Origin of the sequence: Bacillus sp. FSL R9-9530 (genome assembly GCF_038008145.1) — a bacterium.
GTDB classification, from domain to species: Bacteria; Bacillota; Bacilli; order Bacillales; family Bacillaceae_G; genus Bacillus_A; species Bacillus_A mycoides.
Map to the genome: position 1 here is coordinate 255,254 of NZ_JBBOYO010000001.1, position 16,929 is coordinate 272,182.

General features: G+C 39.2%; 14 protein-coding genes and 1 pseudogene. 10 read left to right on the forward strand and 5 right to left on the reverse strand.

The genetic code is table 11. From position 1 onward, the window contains the following. Window positions 1–9 precede the first annotated feature (9 nt). Window positions 10–255, reverse strand: coding sequence for a hypothetical protein (locus MKX66_RS01210; RefSeq protein ID WP_002033671.1), 246 nt, complete (start codon window positions 253–255; stop codon window positions 10–12). A 181-nt stretch (window positions 256–436) separates the two neighbouring features. On the opposite strand from MKX66_RS01210, the gene miaA reads away from it, so the two are divergent. Together miaA and hfq are read left to right on the forward strand one after the other, a co-directional pair. Further along, on the forward strand, window positions 437–1,390 hold the full coding sequence (miaA, locus tag MKX66_RS01215; protein ID WP_002142786.1) for a tRNA (adenosine(37)-N6)-dimethylallyltransferase MiaA: 954 nt from the start codon (window positions 437–439) through the stop codon (window positions 1,388–1,390). Between the two features lie 21 nt (window positions 1,391–1,411). Then, window positions 1,412–1,636: an RNA chaperone Hfq gene (gene hfq, locus MKX66_RS01220; RefSeq protein ID WP_000813896.1), complete on the forward strand. Its 225-nt coding sequence runs from the start codon at window positions 1,412–1,414 to the stop codon at window positions 1,634–1,636. 81 nt (window positions 1,637–1,717) lie between these two features. Here hfq and MKX66_RS01225 read toward each other — a convergent pair. After that, window positions 1,718–5,556, reverse strand: a pseudogene (locus tag MKX66_RS01225) (Gly-Xaa-Xaa repeat protein). A 116-nt stretch (window positions 5,557–5,672) separates the two neighbouring features. Next, window positions 5,673–6,635, reverse strand: coding sequence for a tyrosine-type recombinase/integrase (locus MKX66_RS01230; RefSeq protein WP_002128613.1), 963 nt, complete (start codon window positions 6,633–6,635; stop codon window positions 5,673–5,675). A 113-nt stretch (window positions 6,636–6,748) separates the two neighbouring features. Between MKX66_RS01230 and spoVK the strand changes: the two genes are divergently transcribed. Then, a complete protein-coding gene (gene spoVK / locus MKX66_RS01235) occupies window positions 6,749–7,705 on the forward strand; it encodes a stage V sporulation protein K (protein ID WP_002014481.1) in 957 nt (318 codons plus the stop codon). 31 nt (window positions 7,706–7,736) lie between these two features. On the opposite strand, the gene MKX66_RS01240 is transcribed toward spoVK, so the two are convergent. Together MKX66_RS01240 and MKX66_RS01245 are read right to left on the reverse strand one after the other, a co-directional pair. Beyond that, window positions 7,737–7,874, reverse strand: coding sequence for a hypothetical protein (locus MKX66_RS01240; protein ID WP_002087943.1), 138 nt, complete (start codon window positions 7,872–7,874; stop codon window positions 7,737–7,739). A 99-nt stretch (window positions 7,875–7,973) separates the two neighbouring features. Then, window positions 7,974–8,597, reverse strand: coding sequence for a trimeric intracellular cation channel family protein (locus MKX66_RS01245; RefSeq protein WP_002014478.1), 624 nt, complete (start codon window positions 8,595–8,597; stop codon window positions 7,974–7,976). Between the two features lie 92 nt (window positions 8,598–8,689). Here MKX66_RS01245 and hflX point away from each other — a divergent pair, with 92 nt between their 5' ends. The 7 genes from hflX to MKX66_RS01280 all read left to right on the forward strand — a co-directional run bounded on the left by hflX (window position 8,690) and on the right by MKX66_RS01280 (window position 16,927). Beyond that, window positions 8,690–9,961, forward strand: a complete 1,272-nt coding sequence (gene hflX, locus MKX66_RS01250) for a GTPase HflX (protein WP_002033471.1) — start codon at window positions 8,690–8,692, stop codon at window positions 9,959–9,961. Then, on the forward strand, window positions 9,954–11,225 hold the full coding sequence (locus MKX66_RS01255) for a methionine gamma-lyase family protein (RefSeq protein ID WP_341085324.1): 1,272 nt from the start codon (window positions 9,954–9,956) through the stop codon (window positions 11,223–11,225). The genes hflX and MKX66_RS01255 overlap by 8 nt, the downstream gene beginning before the upstream one ends. A gap of 173 nt (window positions 11,226–11,398) precedes the next feature. Further along, the gene (gene glnR / locus MKX66_RS01260) at window positions 11,399–11,788 is read left to right on the forward strand and encodes a transcriptional repressor GlnR (RefSeq protein WP_002014475.1); all 390 of its coding nucleotides are present in this window, start codon (window positions 11,399–11,401) and stop codon (window positions 11,786–11,788) included. A gap of 48 nt (window positions 11,789–11,836) precedes the next feature. After that, a complete protein-coding gene (gene glnA, locus MKX66_RS01265) occupies window positions 11,837–13,171 on the forward strand; it encodes a type I glutamate--ammonia ligase (RefSeq protein WP_002014472.1) in 1,335 nt (444 codons plus the stop codon). Window positions 13,172–13,440: 269 nt separating this feature from the next. Next, the gene (locus MKX66_RS01270; RefSeq protein ID WP_215590085.1) at window positions 13,441–14,181 is read left to right on the forward strand and encodes a YveK family protein; all 741 of its coding nucleotides are present in this window, start codon (window positions 13,441–13,443) and stop codon (window positions 14,179–14,181) included. Beyond that, complete coding sequence (locus MKX66_RS01275) at window positions 14,130–14,792, forward strand: CpsD/CapB family tyrosine-protein kinase (RefSeq protein ID WP_002128609.1); 663 nt, start codon at window positions 14,130–14,132, stop codon at window positions 14,790–14,792. Before MKX66_RS01270 ends, MKX66_RS01275 begins: the two co-directional genes overlap by 52 nt. Before the next feature lie 305 nt (window positions 14,793–15,097). Beyond that, a complete protein-coding gene (locus tag MKX66_RS01280; RefSeq protein WP_215590084.1) occupies window positions 15,098–16,927 on the forward strand; it encodes a polysaccharide biosynthesis protein in 1,830 nt (609 codons plus the stop codon). Window positions 16,928–16,929: the final 2 nt, after the last annotated feature.

Below are 16,929 nucleotides of genomic sequence, written 5' to 3' on the forward strand. Positions count from 1 at the left end.
ATATAAGAATTATTGAAAAGGGTAAATTGTTTTACCTGTAATAATTTTATACGCGGTGCAAAATTGAGTTTGTATATACTCTGTATTTTTATTTTCTGGATGTAACGTTGTTTCTTGAAGAGTAGAATGAAAGGAACGTAGTAAACAATTTAGTGCGAAGTATAATTCTTCTTGTGAACAATTTTGTTCTTTTGTAGCAGTAGCTAAAATAAGGTCTTTTATTAATAATGGAAAATCGATAGTCGCTTGTTTCATAGTCATTGCACCCTCTCCGAGCTATTTTTTATCATGTATATGCAGAATTGGACAAGCTATGCTCTTTTTTTTGTGTAATTTCATGTACTGGATTCAAAGAACTTGCAATCATGCCGTTAAAATTGGTAAGATTGGGTATAATCAATAGATGGAGTATATTACATAAAGAGAGTTGAATGATATGGGAGAAGTGCAACGTGAAAAAGTTGCTGTCATCATTGGGCCAACTGCTGTCGGAAAGACGAAATTAAGTATCGATCTTGCAAAAGCGTTGAATGGTGAGATTATTAGTGGTGATTCCATGCAAATTTATCGTACGATGGATATCGGGACTGCAAAGGTGACGACAGATGAGATGGACGGAATTCCACATTATATGATTGATATAAAAGATCCGGAAGATTCATTTTCTGTGGCGGAATTTCAAGAAAGTGTCCGTAAGTGCATTCGAGAAATTACAGAGCGCGGGAAATTACCAATTATTGTTGGTGGAACCGGTCTCTATATACAATCTGTTCTATTCGATTACCAGTTTACAGATGAGGCTGGGGACGCTACATACCGAGAACAGATGGAAAAGTTAGCATTAGAACACGGTGTGGAATATGTACATAAAAAGTTGCAAGAAGTAGATCCAGAAAGTGCGGAGCGTATTCATGCCAATAATGTAAGGCGTGTTATTCGGGCGTTAGAAATTTTTCACACGACGGGTGAAAAAATGAGTAACCAGCTCGAAAAACAAGAAAATGAGTTACTGTACGATGTTTCATTAATTGGCTTGACAATGGATCGAGAAATGCTATACGATCGCATTAACTTACGTGTTAACCTAATGATTGAACAAGGTTTATTAGAAGAAGTAAAAGGTTTACATGAAAGAGGAGTGCGAGATTGTCAATCTATTCAAGCGATTGGTTATAAAGAGATATATGATTATTTTGAGAATCGTGTATCTTTAGAAGAAGCGGTATCACAATTAAAGACGAATTCACGCCGTTATGCAAAACGTCAATTAACGTGGTTCCGTAATAAGATGGATGTCGCGTGGTTCGATGTTACTGATGGTGAAAAAACGTCAGAAATTTTACGATACATAGAAGGAAAGCTACAACTAAAGTCGAATAATAGTAAGTAGAGAAAAAGAGGAGGATTCGACATGAAGCAATCAATCAATATTCAAGATCAGTTTTTAAATCAACTCCGTAAAGAGAATACGTTCGTTACGCTGTACTTATTAAATGGTTTCCAGCTTCGTGGATTAATTAAAGGATTTGATAATTTTACAGTCCTGCTGGAAACAGAAGGTAAGCAACAGCTTATTTATAAACATGCAATTTCTACATTTGTACCACAAAAAAATGTTTCAATTGAATTAGAGTAGTAATGAATTATTGTACATAACAAAAAAAGAGCGAGTTTCTCGCTCTTTTTTTTATTTGTCATAAACAATAAATAGTGAAATTTAAGCGATTCTAAATACAGTAAGACGAATGTTAGTGTTTCCTGTTGCAGGGATCGTAATCTCGTTAAGAGTAGATTGGACAGAAATGTTTGCTCCAGCAGCTAATGTTTCGATTGTAGTAAATGAAAGTGAGTCGCCTATTAGATTTGAAGAGAAGTTGTCAGTAGCAACTGCTCCATTAATTGAAATTCCTACTCCAAGTGGAGCGCATCCTGGCGCAGTTGTAGAAATAGATACGCTAATTACATAAATACCAGCGTTAATAACAGTAACTGTATTTGTGCCGTTAAAGATAATATTGTTTACGTTAATTGCAGTACTAAAAATAAAGTTATTAAATTGGATTACTGTTTGTTGGATGTTGTTTGTTACAACGATTGTTGCTACTGGGAAGCTAGGTCCAGTAGGTCCGGTAACTCCTATACCAGTCGCACCCGTTGGTCCTTGAACACCTTGAGGTCCAGTCGCACCCGTGTTACCTTGAGGTCCAGTAGGTCCGGTAACTCCTATACCAGTCGCACCTGTGTTACCTTGAGCACCTTGAGGTCCGGTAGCACCCGTGTTACCTTGAACACCTTGAGGTCCGGTAGCACCTGTGTTACCTTGAATACCTTGAGGTCCAGTAGGTCCAGGAGGCCCACCAGAAGGTCCGGTAGGTCCGGTAACTCCTATACCAGTCGCACCTGTGTTACCTTGAGCACCTTGAGGTCCGGTAGCACCCGTATTACCTTGAGTGCCTTGAGATCCGGTAGCACCTGTGTTACCTTGAACACCTTGAGGTCCGGTAGCACCCGTGTTACCTTGAATACCTTGAGGTCCGGTAGCACCTGTGTTACCTTGAGCGCCTTGAGGTCCAGTCGACCCGTGTTACCTTGAGCGCCTTGAGGTCCAGTCGCACCTGTGTTACCTTGAACACCTTGAGGTCCGGTAGCACCCGTGTTACCTTGAATACCTTGAGGTCCGGTAGCACCTGTGTTACCTTGAGGTCCAGTCGCACCCGTGTTACCTTGAGCACCTTGAGGTCCGGTAGCACCCGTGTTACCTTGAGCACCTTGAGGTCCGGTAGCACCCGTGTTACCTTGAGCACCTTGAGGTCCGGTAGCACCTGTGTTACCTTGAGCGCCTTGAGGTCCGGTAGCACCTGTGTTACCTTGAGCGCCTTGAGGTCCGGTAGCACCCGTGTTACCTTGAGGTCCAGTAGGTCCAGTAGGTCCAGGAGGCCCACCAGAAGGTCCAGTAGGTCCGGTAACTCCTATACCAGTAGCACCCGTGTTACCTTGAACGCCTTGAGGTCCAGTGGCACCTGTATTACCTTGAATACCTTGAATACCTTGAATACCTTGAGGTCCAGTGGAACCAGTGGCACCTGTGTTACCTTGAGCGCCTTGAGGTCCAGTAGCACCTGTGTTACCTTGAATGCCTTGAGGTCCAGTAGCACCCGTGTTACCTTGAGCACCTTGAGGTCCAGTAGCACCCGTGTTACCTTGCGCGCCTTGAGGTCCAGTGGAACCAGTCGCACCCGTGTTACCTTGAACGCCTTGGTCCAGGCACCCGTGTTACCTTGAACGCCTTGGGGTCCAGTGGAACCGGTAGCACCCGTGTTACCTTGAACGCCTTGGGGTCCAGTGGAACCGGTAGCACCCGTGTTACCTTGAACGCCTTGGGGTCCAGTGGAACCGGTAGCACCCGTATTACCTTGAGTGTTACCTTGAACGCCTTGAGGTCCAGTGGAAACCAGTACCTTGAGTGCCTTGAGGTGTTACCTGTGAACGCCTTGAGGTCCAGTGGAACCGGTAGCACCCGTATTACCTTGAGTGCCTTGAGGTCCGGTAGCACCTGTGTTACCTTGAACGCCTTGAGGTCCAGTGGAACCGGTAGCACCCGTATTACCTTGAGTGCCTTGAGGTCCGGTAGCACCTGTGTTACCTTGAACGCCTTGAGGTCCAGTAGCACCCGTGTTACCTTGCGCGCCTTGAGGTCCAGTGGAACCAGTAGCACCTGTGTTACCTTGAACGCCTTGAGGTCCAGTAGCACCTGTGTTACCTTGAACGCCTTGAGGTCCAGTAGCACCCGTGTTACCTTGAACGCCTTGAGGTCCAGTGGAACCAGTAGCACCCGTGTTACCTTGAACGCCTTGAGGTCCAGTGGAACCAGTAGCACCTGTGTTACCTTGAACGCCTTGAGGTCCAGTGGAACCGGTAGCACCCGTATTACCTTGAGTGCCTTGAGGTTGACCTGTGTGCCTTGAGGTCCAGTGGAACCGGTAGCACCCGTATTACCTTGAGTGCCTTGAGGTCCGGTAGCACCTGTGTTACCTTGAACGCCTTGAGGTCCAGTGGAACCGGTAGCACCCGTATTACCTTGAGTGCCTTGAGGTCCGGTAGCACCTGTGTTACCTTGAACGCCTTGAGGTCCAGTGGAACCGGTAGCACCCGTATTACCTTGAGTGCCTTGAGGTCCGGTAGCACCTGTGTTGAACCTTGAGGTTGAACCTTGCGCGCCTTGAGGGTGGAACCAGTAGCACCTGTGTTACCTTGAACGCCTTGAGGTCCAGTAGCACCTGTGTGAGCACCAGTAGCGCACCGTGTGTTACTTGAACGCCTTGAGGTCCGGTAGCACCAGTAGCGCCCGTGTTACCTCTAGGTCCGGTAGCACCAGTAGCGCCCGTGTTACCTCTAGGGTCCGTGTAGCACCAGTAGCGCCCGTGTTACCTCTAGGTCCGGTAGCACCAGTAGCGCCCGTGTTACCTCTAGGTCCGGTAGTGTTACCTCTAGGTCCGGTAGCACCAGTAGCGCCCGTGTTACCTCTAGGTCCGGTAGCACCAGTAGCGCCCGTGTTACCTCTAGGTCCGGTAGCACCAGTAGCGTGCTAGGTCCGGTGCACCAGTAGCGCCCGTGTTACCTCTAGGTCCGGTAGCACCAGTAGCGCCCGTGTTACCTCTAGGTCCGGTAGCACCAGTAGCGCCCGTGTTACCTCTAGGTCCGGTAGCACCAGTAGCGCCCGTGTTACCTCTAGGTCCGGTAGCACCAGTAGCGCCCGTGTTACCTCTAGGTCCGGTAGCACCAGTAGCGCCCGTGTTACCTCTAGGTCCGGTAGCACCAGTAGCACCAGTAGCGCCCGTGTTACCTCTAGGTCCGGTAGCACCAGTAGCGCCCGTGTTACCTCTAGGTCCGGTAGCACCAGTAGCGCCCGTGTTACCTCTAGGTCCGGTAGCACCAGTAGCGCCCGTGTTACCTCTAGGTCCGGTAGCACCAGTAGCGCCCGTGTTACCTCTAGGTCCGGTAGCACCAGTAGCGCCCGTGTTACCTCTAGGTCCGAGCGCCAGTAGCGCCCGTGTTACCTCTAGGTCCAGTAGGTCCAGTAGGTCCTCTGCCGAACGAAGCTGAATTAACTAGAGTAGTTTGTAACTCTGCAATTAATTTAAGGAGTTCTTGGAGTGTACAAGGATCAATTCGGAATAACTTTGTAATGTAAAGTAAATAATTAATTAAAATTTGAAGTTCAACAAATACAGCACTTGCTACGAAGGTTGGATTTTTTAATATAGTTATTAAGTTTTTAATGATGGCTAATCCTTGTGCTTTCAGAGCGGAAGTAGTGTCTAGTGAACAGATGAATTTGCTTAATAGGTGCAATGTATCTATTAGATTCTCAATGTTTTTGGGAGATGGATTGGCGAAAAGTTTAGGGATTATTTTTATTAAATCGTTAATGATTGCACGGAATGTTCTAATTTGCGCTTTAGTAATTGGAATCGTTGGGGTAGTTGGAATTCGTCCAGCGCTAGTTGGAAAGCATGGATTGGAGTATTTATTTTGATTGTCGTTAAAGCGAGACATTAAATCTCTCCTTTCTAATAAGAATGTGAACGAAACTCATCATAGTAGATGCAGAGAGTAGTTAAATGGTCATAGTGAAATGGATTCTTTCGAGAAAAAATAAAAAAAACGCCTTATTATAGGGCGTTTTTTTTATTTTCAGCATATTGATAATATCGCTTTAGTGAAATTTTTGATTTGAAGCCAACTAATTTTATGATTTCTGGCTCTGGGGTTTGTTTTTTTATTAGGCGTAAAATAAACGTGTTCCGGAAATGTTGTCCAGAAATGCCTTTACGTAAATTGGCTCTTGCTACTTCAAGTCGGATCATTTTTTGGATAGCGATTTCTGTTAGTGCTTTTGGTGCATCGTTTTCGTATACCCATCTGTATGTTCCGCGGTTAAAATCGAATGCAACAAACAACGGGTCATTACTATGGTATTTAGGACGAACTGGTTCTGGAATACTTTTATAATATGTGTACAGTTGTTTTTTGTCTTCGATTGCTAATGTGATTGTTCTTTCTACTCCTGCGGTTGCTGGAATAGAAAGTGTATTAGTTTCAAAATGAACGTGATGCATAGTTAATGCTGTAAGCTCTTGTAAGGATAGTCCGTAGTCGATTAATATACTTAAAATGGCGATATTACGATCCATTAATAATGGACGAACGGGACGTTGTTTTTCTGAAAGTCCTTCTAATGAAGTGACTATATGCTTTAATCTTTTTTCTTCATCGGATGAAATGAAATCTTCATTACGCAATGCACGGTTTGGTTGAATAGTAATTTCCATATCATTCAATGGATTTGGAATGTTAAGAAAATGATGCATTCTATTTAATACAATAAATACACGATGCATTGTTTTCTCAGAGTAGTGTCGATTCTTTTTTAAGTCTGAAAAGTAATCTTCATAGTCTTTTGTACAAAGTGTTGCCCATATATTACTGGAAGGGAGCTTTTTGTTTTTTTCTAACCAATGTCCAAAATCTTCAATGTCATAAACATAACGTTTAATGGTTGAAGACTTTCGGCCTTTATTCAATAAAAAAATAGAAAAGGCTTGTATTGTATCATGGAATTCCGTTGTTTCCATAGTCCCACCACCTTGATTATTTCTTATATTATAGCAAACTTTTCTGAAAATAGGCATTTGCAAGAGGGACTGGAATAATAATATTTGGTGAGTGGATAAAATGAGGTGATTGTATGGAGCAATCGATGCGTAAGAAAAATAACAATCAAATTAATATTGTATTAAACCATCGAAAGAAAATTTCGTTACCGGCATCAGAAAATAAAACGGTAATTTCAAGTGAAACCACTACTAAACATGAGATGTTGCAGAGAATTGAAGAAGAGATGGGAAAGCTTGTTGGGATGGATGAAATAAAAAAGATAATAAAAGAAATTTATGCTTGGATTTATGTAAATAAAAAAAGGCAAGAGATGGGGTTGAAATCTGAGAAGCAAGTGCTTCACATGTTATTTAGGGGGAATCCCGGTACTGGGAAGACAACCGTTGCTAGAATGATAGGGAAATTGTTGTTTGAGATGAATATTTTATCGAAGGGGCATTTAGTTGAAGCAGAACGTGCTGATCTTGTGGGGGAGTATATCGGTCATACAGCGCAAAAGACGAGAGATTTAATAAAAAAGGCCATGGGAGGTATTTTGTTTATTGATGAGGCGTATTCTTTAGCGCGGGGGGGAGAGAAGGATTTTGGGAAGGAAGCTATTGATACACTTGTGAAGCATATGGAAGATAAGCAGCACGGTTTTGTATTAATTTTAGCTGGATATTCAAGAGAGATGAATCATTTTCTTTCATTAAATCCAGGGTTACAATCTCGTTTTCCATTTATTATTGAATTTGCGGATTACTCGGTAAATCAGCTGTTGGAAATTGGAAAGAGAATGTATGAGGAGCGTGAATATCAGTTATCTAAAGAAGCGGAGTGGAAATTTCGAGATCATTTACATGCGGTAAAGTATTCGTCGCAAATTACATCGTTTAGTAATGGGCGATACGTACGGAATATTGTTGAAAAATCGATTCGTACACAAGCTATGCGATTGTTACAAGAGGATACGTATGATAAATATGATTTAATTGGGATATCAAGTATGGATTTAATGCTTGAAGAGGAGACGCACAGTACGTAAACTGTGCGTCTGTTTTTATGCATAAGTTCGTTTACTCTTTTTTTGCTTTTTCTTGGTGAGTTTTATGAAGACGTTCCATTTTAGCGCTCTTTTCGTGCGCTGAATTTGGATCATGTCCAAATTGGTTTACTGAGCTTTTTTGAGCTCCTTTATTAACATGGTTTGTCATTTGCATTCACCTCGCTTTAAAAATTAGTATAAACATTATGTAAAGAAAAACTCGTTAGAAAAGAAAAACCTCTTTACGATATGTAAAGAGGTTAGATTGCTATTTATGCATTGAGCGCTCCTTTGTATCGATGCGTCTATGCGGTAAATGCCATTTGTAATGAATAGAAACCATGCGGAAGCAAACAATTAAAATGAATAAGGTGTATAGAGCCCAATCGCTAACGATGACTTTAGCGCCAATCAAAAAACCGGCTAAAATCGTCCAAAACGCATATACATCAGCTCGAAGGACGAGAGGTTTTCTACGTGCTAAAAGATCACGAATAATACCGCCGCCAATGCCAGTTAAAACAGCAGCTACAATTGTAGCGCTAATTGGTAAATTTAATTTTTGGGCGTATAGAGCTCCTTGTACGGCGAACGCTGATAAGCCGATGGCATCTGTGATGTTTTCCCACTTTTTCCAATGCTTAATTAATTTATTAGGAAAAAGAAAAATGATCGTCATTGATAATAGTGCGATTTGGAATAACATGTCTTGTTGCCAAAACGCGACGATTGGATAACCGATTAATAAATTACGAAGGGCACCTCCCCCAAATGCGGTTGCCATTCCTAAAATATATACCCCGAAAATATCATAATCCTCTTCCATTGCAACAATGGCTCCGCTTAGTGCGAAAGCGATTGTGCCTATGATGCTAAAAATCTCCCATGCCATGAATTTTCTCCCCCGCTAACTAGATGAAATGTGCTTCCTCTGCTATTATATTAGAAGGTTTAAATTTCGAAAAGGATGAGTGAACATATTTGATGGAAGAAAAAGAAAAAATCATATTAGTTGGCTGTCAATTGCCACAAGATGATGATGAAAAATTTATGCATTCCATGAAAGAGCTTGCATCGCTAGCGAAAACTGCGCGAGCGGAAGTGTTAGTATCAACGACGCAAAAGCGCCCGAAGTTTCATCCGGCGACTTATATAGGAAAAGGTAAACTAGAAGAGCTTGCAGCGTTGACGGAAGAATTAGAACCAGCTGTTATTGTTTTTAATAATGAGTTAACACCAAGTCAAATTCGGAATTTATCTTCAGTATTAGATGCGAGAGTGATTGACCGAACGCAGTTAATACTAGATATTTTTGCGCAACGTGCGAAATCGAGAGAGGGTAAGCTTCAAGTAGAATTAGCTCAATTGCAATATACAATGCCGCGCCTTATGGGACAAGGTCTTGCTTTATCACGTCTTGGTGGTGGAATTGGTACAAGGGGACCAGGAGAGACGAAGCTTGAGACAGATCGTCGTCATATTCGATCTCGTATTGATGAAATAAAGAGACAACTTGCGGTTGTTGTGGAGCATCGAAAGAGATATCGTGAGAGAAGAAAAGATAATAAAGTGTTTCAAGTTGCGTTAATTGGGTATACAAATGCAGGGAAATCTACGTTGTTTAATAGATTAACGGAAGCTGATACGTTTGAAGAAAACTTATTGTTTGCAACGCTAGATCCGACGACAAGAAAGATGCCGTTACCTTCTGGTTATACAGTGCTTTTGACTGATACGGTTGGTTTTATACAAGATTTACCTACGTCACTAATTGCTGCTTTTCGATCTACGTTAGAAGAAGCTGGGGAAGCGGATGTTATTTTACATGTTGTTGATTCTGCAGATCCTAATTATGTAGGGCATGAGCAGACAGTAAAACAATTATTGTCGGACCTTGAAATTAATCATATTCCTATTATTACGTTATATAATAAAAAAGATAAATTGCATCAAAACTTCATTCCATTTCCGAAAAGTGATTTCTTAATGACTAGTGCTTTTGAAGAAAGTGATTTATTGCGTATAAAAGAAGCGCTAGAAACGAAGATGAAGGAAGAAATGAATGATTATCAAGTGGAAATCCCTCCGAGTGAAGGTAGGTTATTAACGCTTTTAAAGACAGAAACAATATTAACTAAAATGGAGTTTCTAGAAGATAAATTTGTATATGATTGTACAGGGTATATATTTGCTCATTCATCGCTTAAGGGGCAATTAAAGAGATTTTTAGTGGAAGAAGGAGAAAATAATGTTTGATCGTTTGAAAAATGGAGAAAAAATTGATCCAATTGTAAAAGAAGTAGAAAGTCAAATTACAGAAGTACATAAACATGTGGATGAAGTGATTGAGAGTAACCAATTTCGTGTATTAGAAAGTTTTCGTAAACACAAAATTAGCGATTCGCATTTTATTCCGACGACAGGTTATGGTTATGATGATATTGGTCGTGACACGTTAGAAAAAGTGTATGCTGATGTATTTGGGGCAGAAGCGGGTCTTGTTCGTCCACAAATTATTTCAGGTACTCACGCAATTTCGACAGCTCTATTCGGTATTTTACGTCCAGGAGATGAACTGCTATACATAACAGGAAAACCATATGATACGTTAGAAGAAATCGTTGGTGTACGCGGAAAAGGTGTAGGTTCATTTAAAGAATATAATATTGGCTATAACGCAGTTCCGTTAACTGAAGAGGGATTTGTAGACTTTGAAGCTGTTGCAGCTGCGATCCATAGTAATACGAAGATGATTGGTATTCAGCGTTCAAAAGGATATGCTACTCGTCCGTCGTTTACTGTTTCACAAATTAAAGAGATGATTGCGTTTGTGAAAGAGATTAAACCTGATGTTGTTGTATTTGTAGATAACTGCTATGGCGAATTTATTGAAGAAGAAGAGCCATGTCATGTTGGTGCGGACTTAATGGCAGGCTCTCTTATTAAGAATCCTGGCGGTGGAATTGTTAAAACTGGTGGTTACATTGTTGGTAAAGAGCAGTATGTTGAAGCATGTGCATATCGTCTAACATCTCCAGGAATCGGTGCGGAAGCAGGGGCATCTTTATACAGTTTGCAAGAAATGTATCAAGGTTTCTTCTTGGCGCCGCATGTAGCGGGACAAGCGCTAAAAGGTGCGATTTTTACAGCTGCATTTTTAGAAAAGTTAGGGATGAATACATCACCAGCTTGGAATGCACCAAGAACAGATTTAATTCAGTCTGTTCAATTTGATGATAAAGATCGTATGATTGCGTTCTGTCAAGCGATTCAATATGCATCTCCAATTAATTCTCATTTCACTCCATATGCAAACTATATGCCGGGTTATGAAGATGATGTAATTATGGCTGCGGGGACGTTTATTCAAGGTGCAAGTATTGAGCTGTCGGCTGATGGTCCGATTCGTCCGCCTTATGTTGCTTACGTGCAAGGTGGGTTAACTTATTCTCATGTAAAGATTGCGATTTGTTCTGCGATTGATGCGTTAATTGAAAAAAAACTATTAACAATTTCTTAAAGGAAAGCTGTCGATTTCGGCAGCTTTTTTCGTGTGAAAGTAATGATTTGTGCCATTAGAAAAAAATGAAAAAATCCACAAAAAAATCATGTAAGAAAAGCTAACATCTATTGACACTAAACATAACATGGTATAAAATGAGAAACAGTTAAGGCGAAGGAGGAACTGAAACAATGAAAGAAGATAGACGTTCTGCTCCGCTGTTTCCAATTGGTATTGTAATGGATTTAACACAATTATCTGCACGTCAAATTCGCTACTATGAAGAGCATAATCTTATTTTTCCAACCCGTACAAAAGGGAATCGTAGATTATTTTCATTTAACGATGTAGATAAATTGTTGGAAATTAAAGATTTGTTAGATCAAGGCTTAAATATGGCCGGAATTAAACAAGTATTGCAAATGAAAGAAAATCAAACAGAAGCAGTGAAAGTAAAAGAAGAAACGAAAGAAATTTCAAAATCCGAGCTTCGCAAAATTCTTCGAGATGAACTACAACATACAGGTAGATTTAATCGGACCTCATTGCGACAAGGTGACATTTCAAGGTTTTTTCACTAAAGATAACTGATTCTGAAGGTGTTTAGAGGGACTAAGGAGGAATTTATAATGGCTAGGTACACAAAAGAAGATATTTTCCGTTTGGCGAAAGAAGAGAATGTAAAGTATATCCGTCTGCAATTTACGGACCTTTTAGGGGTAATTAAAAACGTAGAAATTCCAGTGAGCCAATTAACAAAAGCTCTTGATAACAAAATGATGTTTGATGGATCTTCTATTGAAGGTTTCGTACGTATTGAAGAATCTGATATGTATTTATATCCGGATTTAGATACTTGGGTAATTTTCCCTTGGACAGCTGAAAAAGGTAAAGTAGCTCGTTTAATCTGTGATATTTACAATGCTGATGGTACTCCGTTTGATGGCGACCCACGTAACAACTTAAAGCGTGTGTTAAAAGAAATGGAAGCATTAGGATTCTCAGATTTCAATCTTGGACCAGAGCCAGAATTCTTCCTATTTAAAGTTGATGAAAAAGGAAATCCAACATTAGAATTAAACGATAACGGTGGATACTTCGACCTTGCGCCGATGGATCTAGGGGAAAACTGTCGTCGTGATATCGTTCTTGAACTTGAAGAAATGGGCTTTGAAATTGAAGCATCTCACCATGAGGTTGCGCCAGGTCAACATGAAATTGACTTTAAATATGCAAATGCAATTCGCTCATGTGATGACATTCAAACATTCAAGCTTGTTGTAAGAACGATTGCTCGTAAACATGGTTTACACGCAACATTTATGCCGAAACCATTATACGGTGTGAACGGTTCAGGTATGCACTGTAACTTATCATTATTTAAAAATGGTGAGAATGTATTCTTCGATCAAAACGGTGATTTACAATTAAGTGATGATGCTCGTCACTTCATCGCAGGTATTTTAAAACACGCACCAGCATTTACAGCGGTAGCAAACCCAACTGTAAACTCTTACAAGCGTTTAGTACCTGGATATGAAGCACCTTGTTACGTAGCATGGTCTGCACAAAACCGTAGCCCATTAGTACGTATCCCTGCATCTCGCGGTATCAGTACACGCGTAGAAGTACGTAGTGTTGATCCAGCTGCAAACCCGTATTTAGTAATGGCTACATTATTAGCAGCAGGTCTTGATGGAATTAAAAACAAATTAACTCCACCAGCTGCAGTAGACCGTAACATCTACGTAATGACAAAAGAAGAGCGTGAAGAAGCAGGTATCGTTGACTTACCAGCAACATTAGCGCAAGCGTTAGTTACTTTACAATCTAATGAAATCGTATGTGGCGCATTAGGTGATCATTTACTTGAGCACTTCATTGAAGCAAAAGAAATTGAGTGGGATATTTTCCGCACGCAAGTTCACCAATGGGAACGCGACCAATATATGTCTCTATACTAAGAGAGAAAAAAGCCCTAATACTACGGTATTAGGGCTTTTTCGTCATTTATCTACAGTGAAAAAACACGAATATTGTCGCATTTTTTTTAGTGTCATCAGGAAGTAATTTAGTGAAAATAATTTGTGTTGACTCGTTCTGTATAAAGAACTAAAATGGCATTAACTAGAAATGTTTGTATATTAAAAAGAATGAAAATATTGTTTTTTTCTTAAGTTTTCGATGTCAATTTCAAGTTGAAGCTCATTGGTTTTAAATGAGGAGGGAAGTTATGGATAAGGAAATAAATTTGAAAAATCTATTTACTATTATACGGAAAAGAATTTGGATCATTCTATTATTTACAACTCTCACAACAGTAGCAGGAGCGATGTATACTATATATGTAAAAACACCATTATATGCCTCTTCAGCAAGGGTTATTGTTCAAGCTAATGCTGAAACGATGAATACATTGAAAGCGATGGTAAATGAGCCTGTAATATTAGAAAAAGTGGCTGCTGAATTGAATATTAACAGATCTGCAGGTGCATTAAGTGGACAAATAAGTACAGAAAGTGTGCAAGGGTCCCAGATTATGAGAATAAATGTAGTGGATATAGATCCTGTGCTTGCTCATAAAATTGCAAATACTACAGCCGTTGTTTATAAGAAAGAAGTAGCGAATATACTGAATTTTAATAATGTGAGTATATTACCAGAAGACCCAGTTCAAAAACATTCTATGCCTATAAATATAAATCACTTTAAGACGATACTAATTGCATTCTCTATAGGTATGGTGCTCAGTATTGGATTCATTTTTTTATTGGATTCACTTGATGAGAGAATCAAATCGGAACGGCGAATTGAACAATTGTTAGATGTTCCTGTTTTGGGCGGAATATCTAAAATGAATAGAAAAAATGTGAAAGACAAATTCAGTAAAAAAAATACGGTATTATTGGGGGAGGGAACGGAGTGGCTTACAAAAATAGACGAAAAACAAATAAAGTTAAAGGAGAAAGTATAATTGTACATACCGCTCCAAGATCGAAAATTTCGGAGCAGTATCGTTCGCTTCGAACAAACCTTCAATTATCTTCATCTATTCATAAAAGCAGAACTATAGTTATTACTTCTCCGAGGTATGGTGAAGGAAAATCAACGATTACAGTTAATTTAGCAGTCTCAATAGCACAAAAAGGTGAAAAAGTATTGGTAATAGATGCAAATTTACGAACACCAACGATTCATGAAATGTTTGGAGTAGAAAATACAATTGGATTAATTGATATATTGAACGGAAAAACAACTTTAGAGGGCGCCGTGAAAAAAACAGAGATGGAAAGTCTGGATGTATTAACTAGCGGACCAGTACCATTTAATCCATCTGAAGTGCTTAGTTCAGATGCAATGGATATGTTAATTCAAAAGGCGCTGGAACGATACGATATTATATTATTTGATTCTTCTCCTGTACTAGAAGTAACGGATACGAGTGTATTGGCTGATAAATGTGAAGGTGTATTATTGGTGATCCGTTATAATCATACTGTGAATGAAGATGCGCTTGAAACGAAAAGGGCGTTAAGTTTTACGAAAAGTAGGATATTAGGTGCGATTTTGAATGGAAAAGTATAAATAACATAAATGTACTTTAGAAAAATGAATTTAATATCCTTATATCAGGATGTTCTTTATAAAGAATTTTTTAAAGGGATACGATGTGGTGATGTCTCCTTACCGCTATCAACGGAGGCACTCGATTATGCTGTGGGTTGTGAAAACAACCTTAGATGCGAGTCATCAAGAGTGTAATGTGAGGGAGGGTTAGATGCCCCTATTTTATTAAAGTTTCTAACTATGTGTTTTTAATAAAGAGAATATAGTTAGAAACTTTAAATTTGAAAGAGTTAAGTATGGAATTGATTAAAGGAGGAAGTTACATGACGTATCGACGGAGGATATCGTTATTGCTTTTAATGGATTCAATGATTGTGTTAAGTGCTATTTTCTTTAGTTATTTCTTTGTAAATGCTAGCTTTAGTGTTATCACTTTATCATCAATTATTAGCTCTATCACTCTATTAGTCAGTCATCATTTATTTGCTTTAATATATAAGTTGTATAATAAAGCTTGGGAATATGCAAGTATAGGAGAATTACTCATTATATGCAAAGTTGTTACATTTTCTATAATTGCTACAGCAGTTGTGCAGCAACTAATCATGCCAAAAATGTATTTTCGGCTGTTAGTTGTAACTTGGATGATTCATATTTTATTAATTGGTGGTTCACGTTTTATATGGAGAATGTACAGAGATATTTATTATGTAAAAAAGGGTGATAAAAAAAGAACGTTAATTGTTGGTGCGGGATCTGCTGGGACAATGGTTGCAAGGCAGTTGTTGAAGAATAGTGCCGCTGAATTAATGCCAGTCGCATTTATCGATGACAATGCAAAAAAACATAATCTTGATATTTGGGGTATTCCAGTAATTGGTGGTATGAATCAAATTGAGTACACTGTTAAAAAACTGAATATTGAAATAATTATTTTAGCAATTCCTTCATTAAACAAAAGAGAGCAAAATGTTATTTTGAAAAGATGTTTAAAAACAGAAGTGAAAACTCAAATTCTTCCGATGTTAGAAGACTTAGTAACGGGTAAAGTATCGGTGAACGAATTCAGAGATGTTCAAGTAGAAGATTTATTAGGGCGCGATCTTGTAGAACTTGATGTGGATGTTATTTCAGATTATATAACTAACAAAGTTATTTTAGTTACTGGTGCAGGAGGTTCAATTGGTTCGGAAATTTGTAGACAAATTGCAAAATTTAGGCCGAAAAAGTTGATTTTACTAGGGCATGGGGAGAATAGTATTTATTCTATAGAAATGGAATTAAACAGAAAATATGGAGATATGAAAGGCACGTTTATTCCTGAAATCGCAGATATACAAGATGAAAAAAAGATGAATTTAATAATGAATAAACATCTTCCAAATGTTGTATATCATGCAGCTGCACATAAACATGTACCACTAATGGAGAATAATCCTGAAGAGGCTGTTAAAAATAATTTGATTGGAACTATGAATGTATCAGAGGCAGCGAGAGCACATGGAGTAGGAACGTTTGTTATGATTTCCTCTGATAAAGCTGTGAACCCGACGAGTGTTATGGGAGCAACAAAGAAATTAGCTGAGATGGTAATTCAACATAAAGATAAAATAAGTCATACAAAGTTTGTTACTGTACGCTTTGGGAATGTCTTAGGAAGTAGAGGGAGTGTTATACCTTTATTTAAGAAGCAAATTCAAAATGGTGGACCAGTTACAGTTACTCATCCTGATATGGTTCGGTATTTTATGACAATCCCGGAAGCATCAAGACTCGTAGTGCAAGCTGGTGCTTTAGCTAAAGGTGGAGAGATTTTTGTATTGGATATGGGAGAACCAGTGAAAATAGTCGACCTTGCCAAAAATCTTATTCGATTATCAGGAAATTCTGTGGATGAAATAGGAATAGAATTTACTGGTATACGCCCAGGGGAGAAACTTTTTGAAGAATTACTAAAAGAAGATGAAATGAATGAAAAGCAAATTCATCCGAGGATTTACGTAGGACAAGAAATGAATGTTCGTATAGAAGAAATTGAAGAGTTTATTTCAAGTTATACAGATTTAAACGAAGTAGAATTAAGAAAACGATTGTTAAAGTTAGTAAATCAGCGTAAAACTTTAAAACTGTTAATACCTGTATCAGGTCAATAGAA

Bases quoted from the DNA above. Each gene is read 5' to 3' on its own strand.
- glnA (WP_002014472.1), top strand. From the start codon at position 11,837: ATGGCTAGGTACACAAAAGAAGATATTTTCCGTTTGGCGAAAGAAGAG.
- MKX66_RS01210 (WP_002033671.1), bottom strand. From the start codon at position 255: ATGAAACAAGCGACTATCGATTTTCCATTATTAATAAAAGACCTTATT.
- MKX66_RS01280 (WP_215590084.1), top strand. From the start codon at position 15,098: ATGACGTATCGACGGAGGATATCGTTATTGCTTTTAATGGATTCAATG.
- spoVK (WP_002014481.1), top strand. From the start codon at position 6,749: ATGGAGCAATCGATGCGTAAGAAAAATAACAATCAAATTAATATTGTA.
- miaA (WP_002142786.1), top strand. From the start codon at position 437: ATGGGAGAAGTGCAACGTGAAAAAGTTGCTGTCATCATTGGGCCAACT.
- hfq (WP_000813896.1), top strand. From the start codon at position 1,412: ATGAAGCAATCAATCAATATTCAAGATCAGTTTTTAAATCAACTCCGT.
- MKX66_RS01240 (WP_002087943.1), bottom strand. From the start codon at position 7,874: ATGACAAACCATGTTAATAAAGGAGCTCAAAAAAGCTCAGTAAACCAA.
- MKX66_RS01270 (WP_215590085.1), top strand. From the start codon at position 13,441: ATGGATAAGGAAATAAATTTGAAAAATCTATTTACTATTATACGGAAA.
- MKX66_RS01230 (WP_002128613.1), bottom strand. From the start codon at position 6,635: ATGGAAACAACGGAATTCCATGATACAATACAAGCCTTTTCTATTTTT.
- MKX66_RS01245 (WP_002014478.1), bottom strand. From the start codon at position 8,597: ATGGCATGGGAGATTTTTAGCATCATAGGCACAATCGCTTTCGCACTA.
- hflX (WP_002033471.1), top strand. From the start codon at position 8,690: ATGGAAGAAAAAGAAAAAATCATATTAGTTGGCTGTCAATTGCCACAA.
- MKX66_RS01255 (WP_341085324.1), top strand. From the start codon at position 9,954: ATGTTTGATCGTTTGAAAAATGGAGAAAAAATTGATCCAATTGTAAAA.
- glnR (WP_002014475.1), top strand. From the start codon at position 11,399: ATGAAAGAAGATAGACGTTCTGCTCCGCTGTTTCCAATTGGTATTGTA.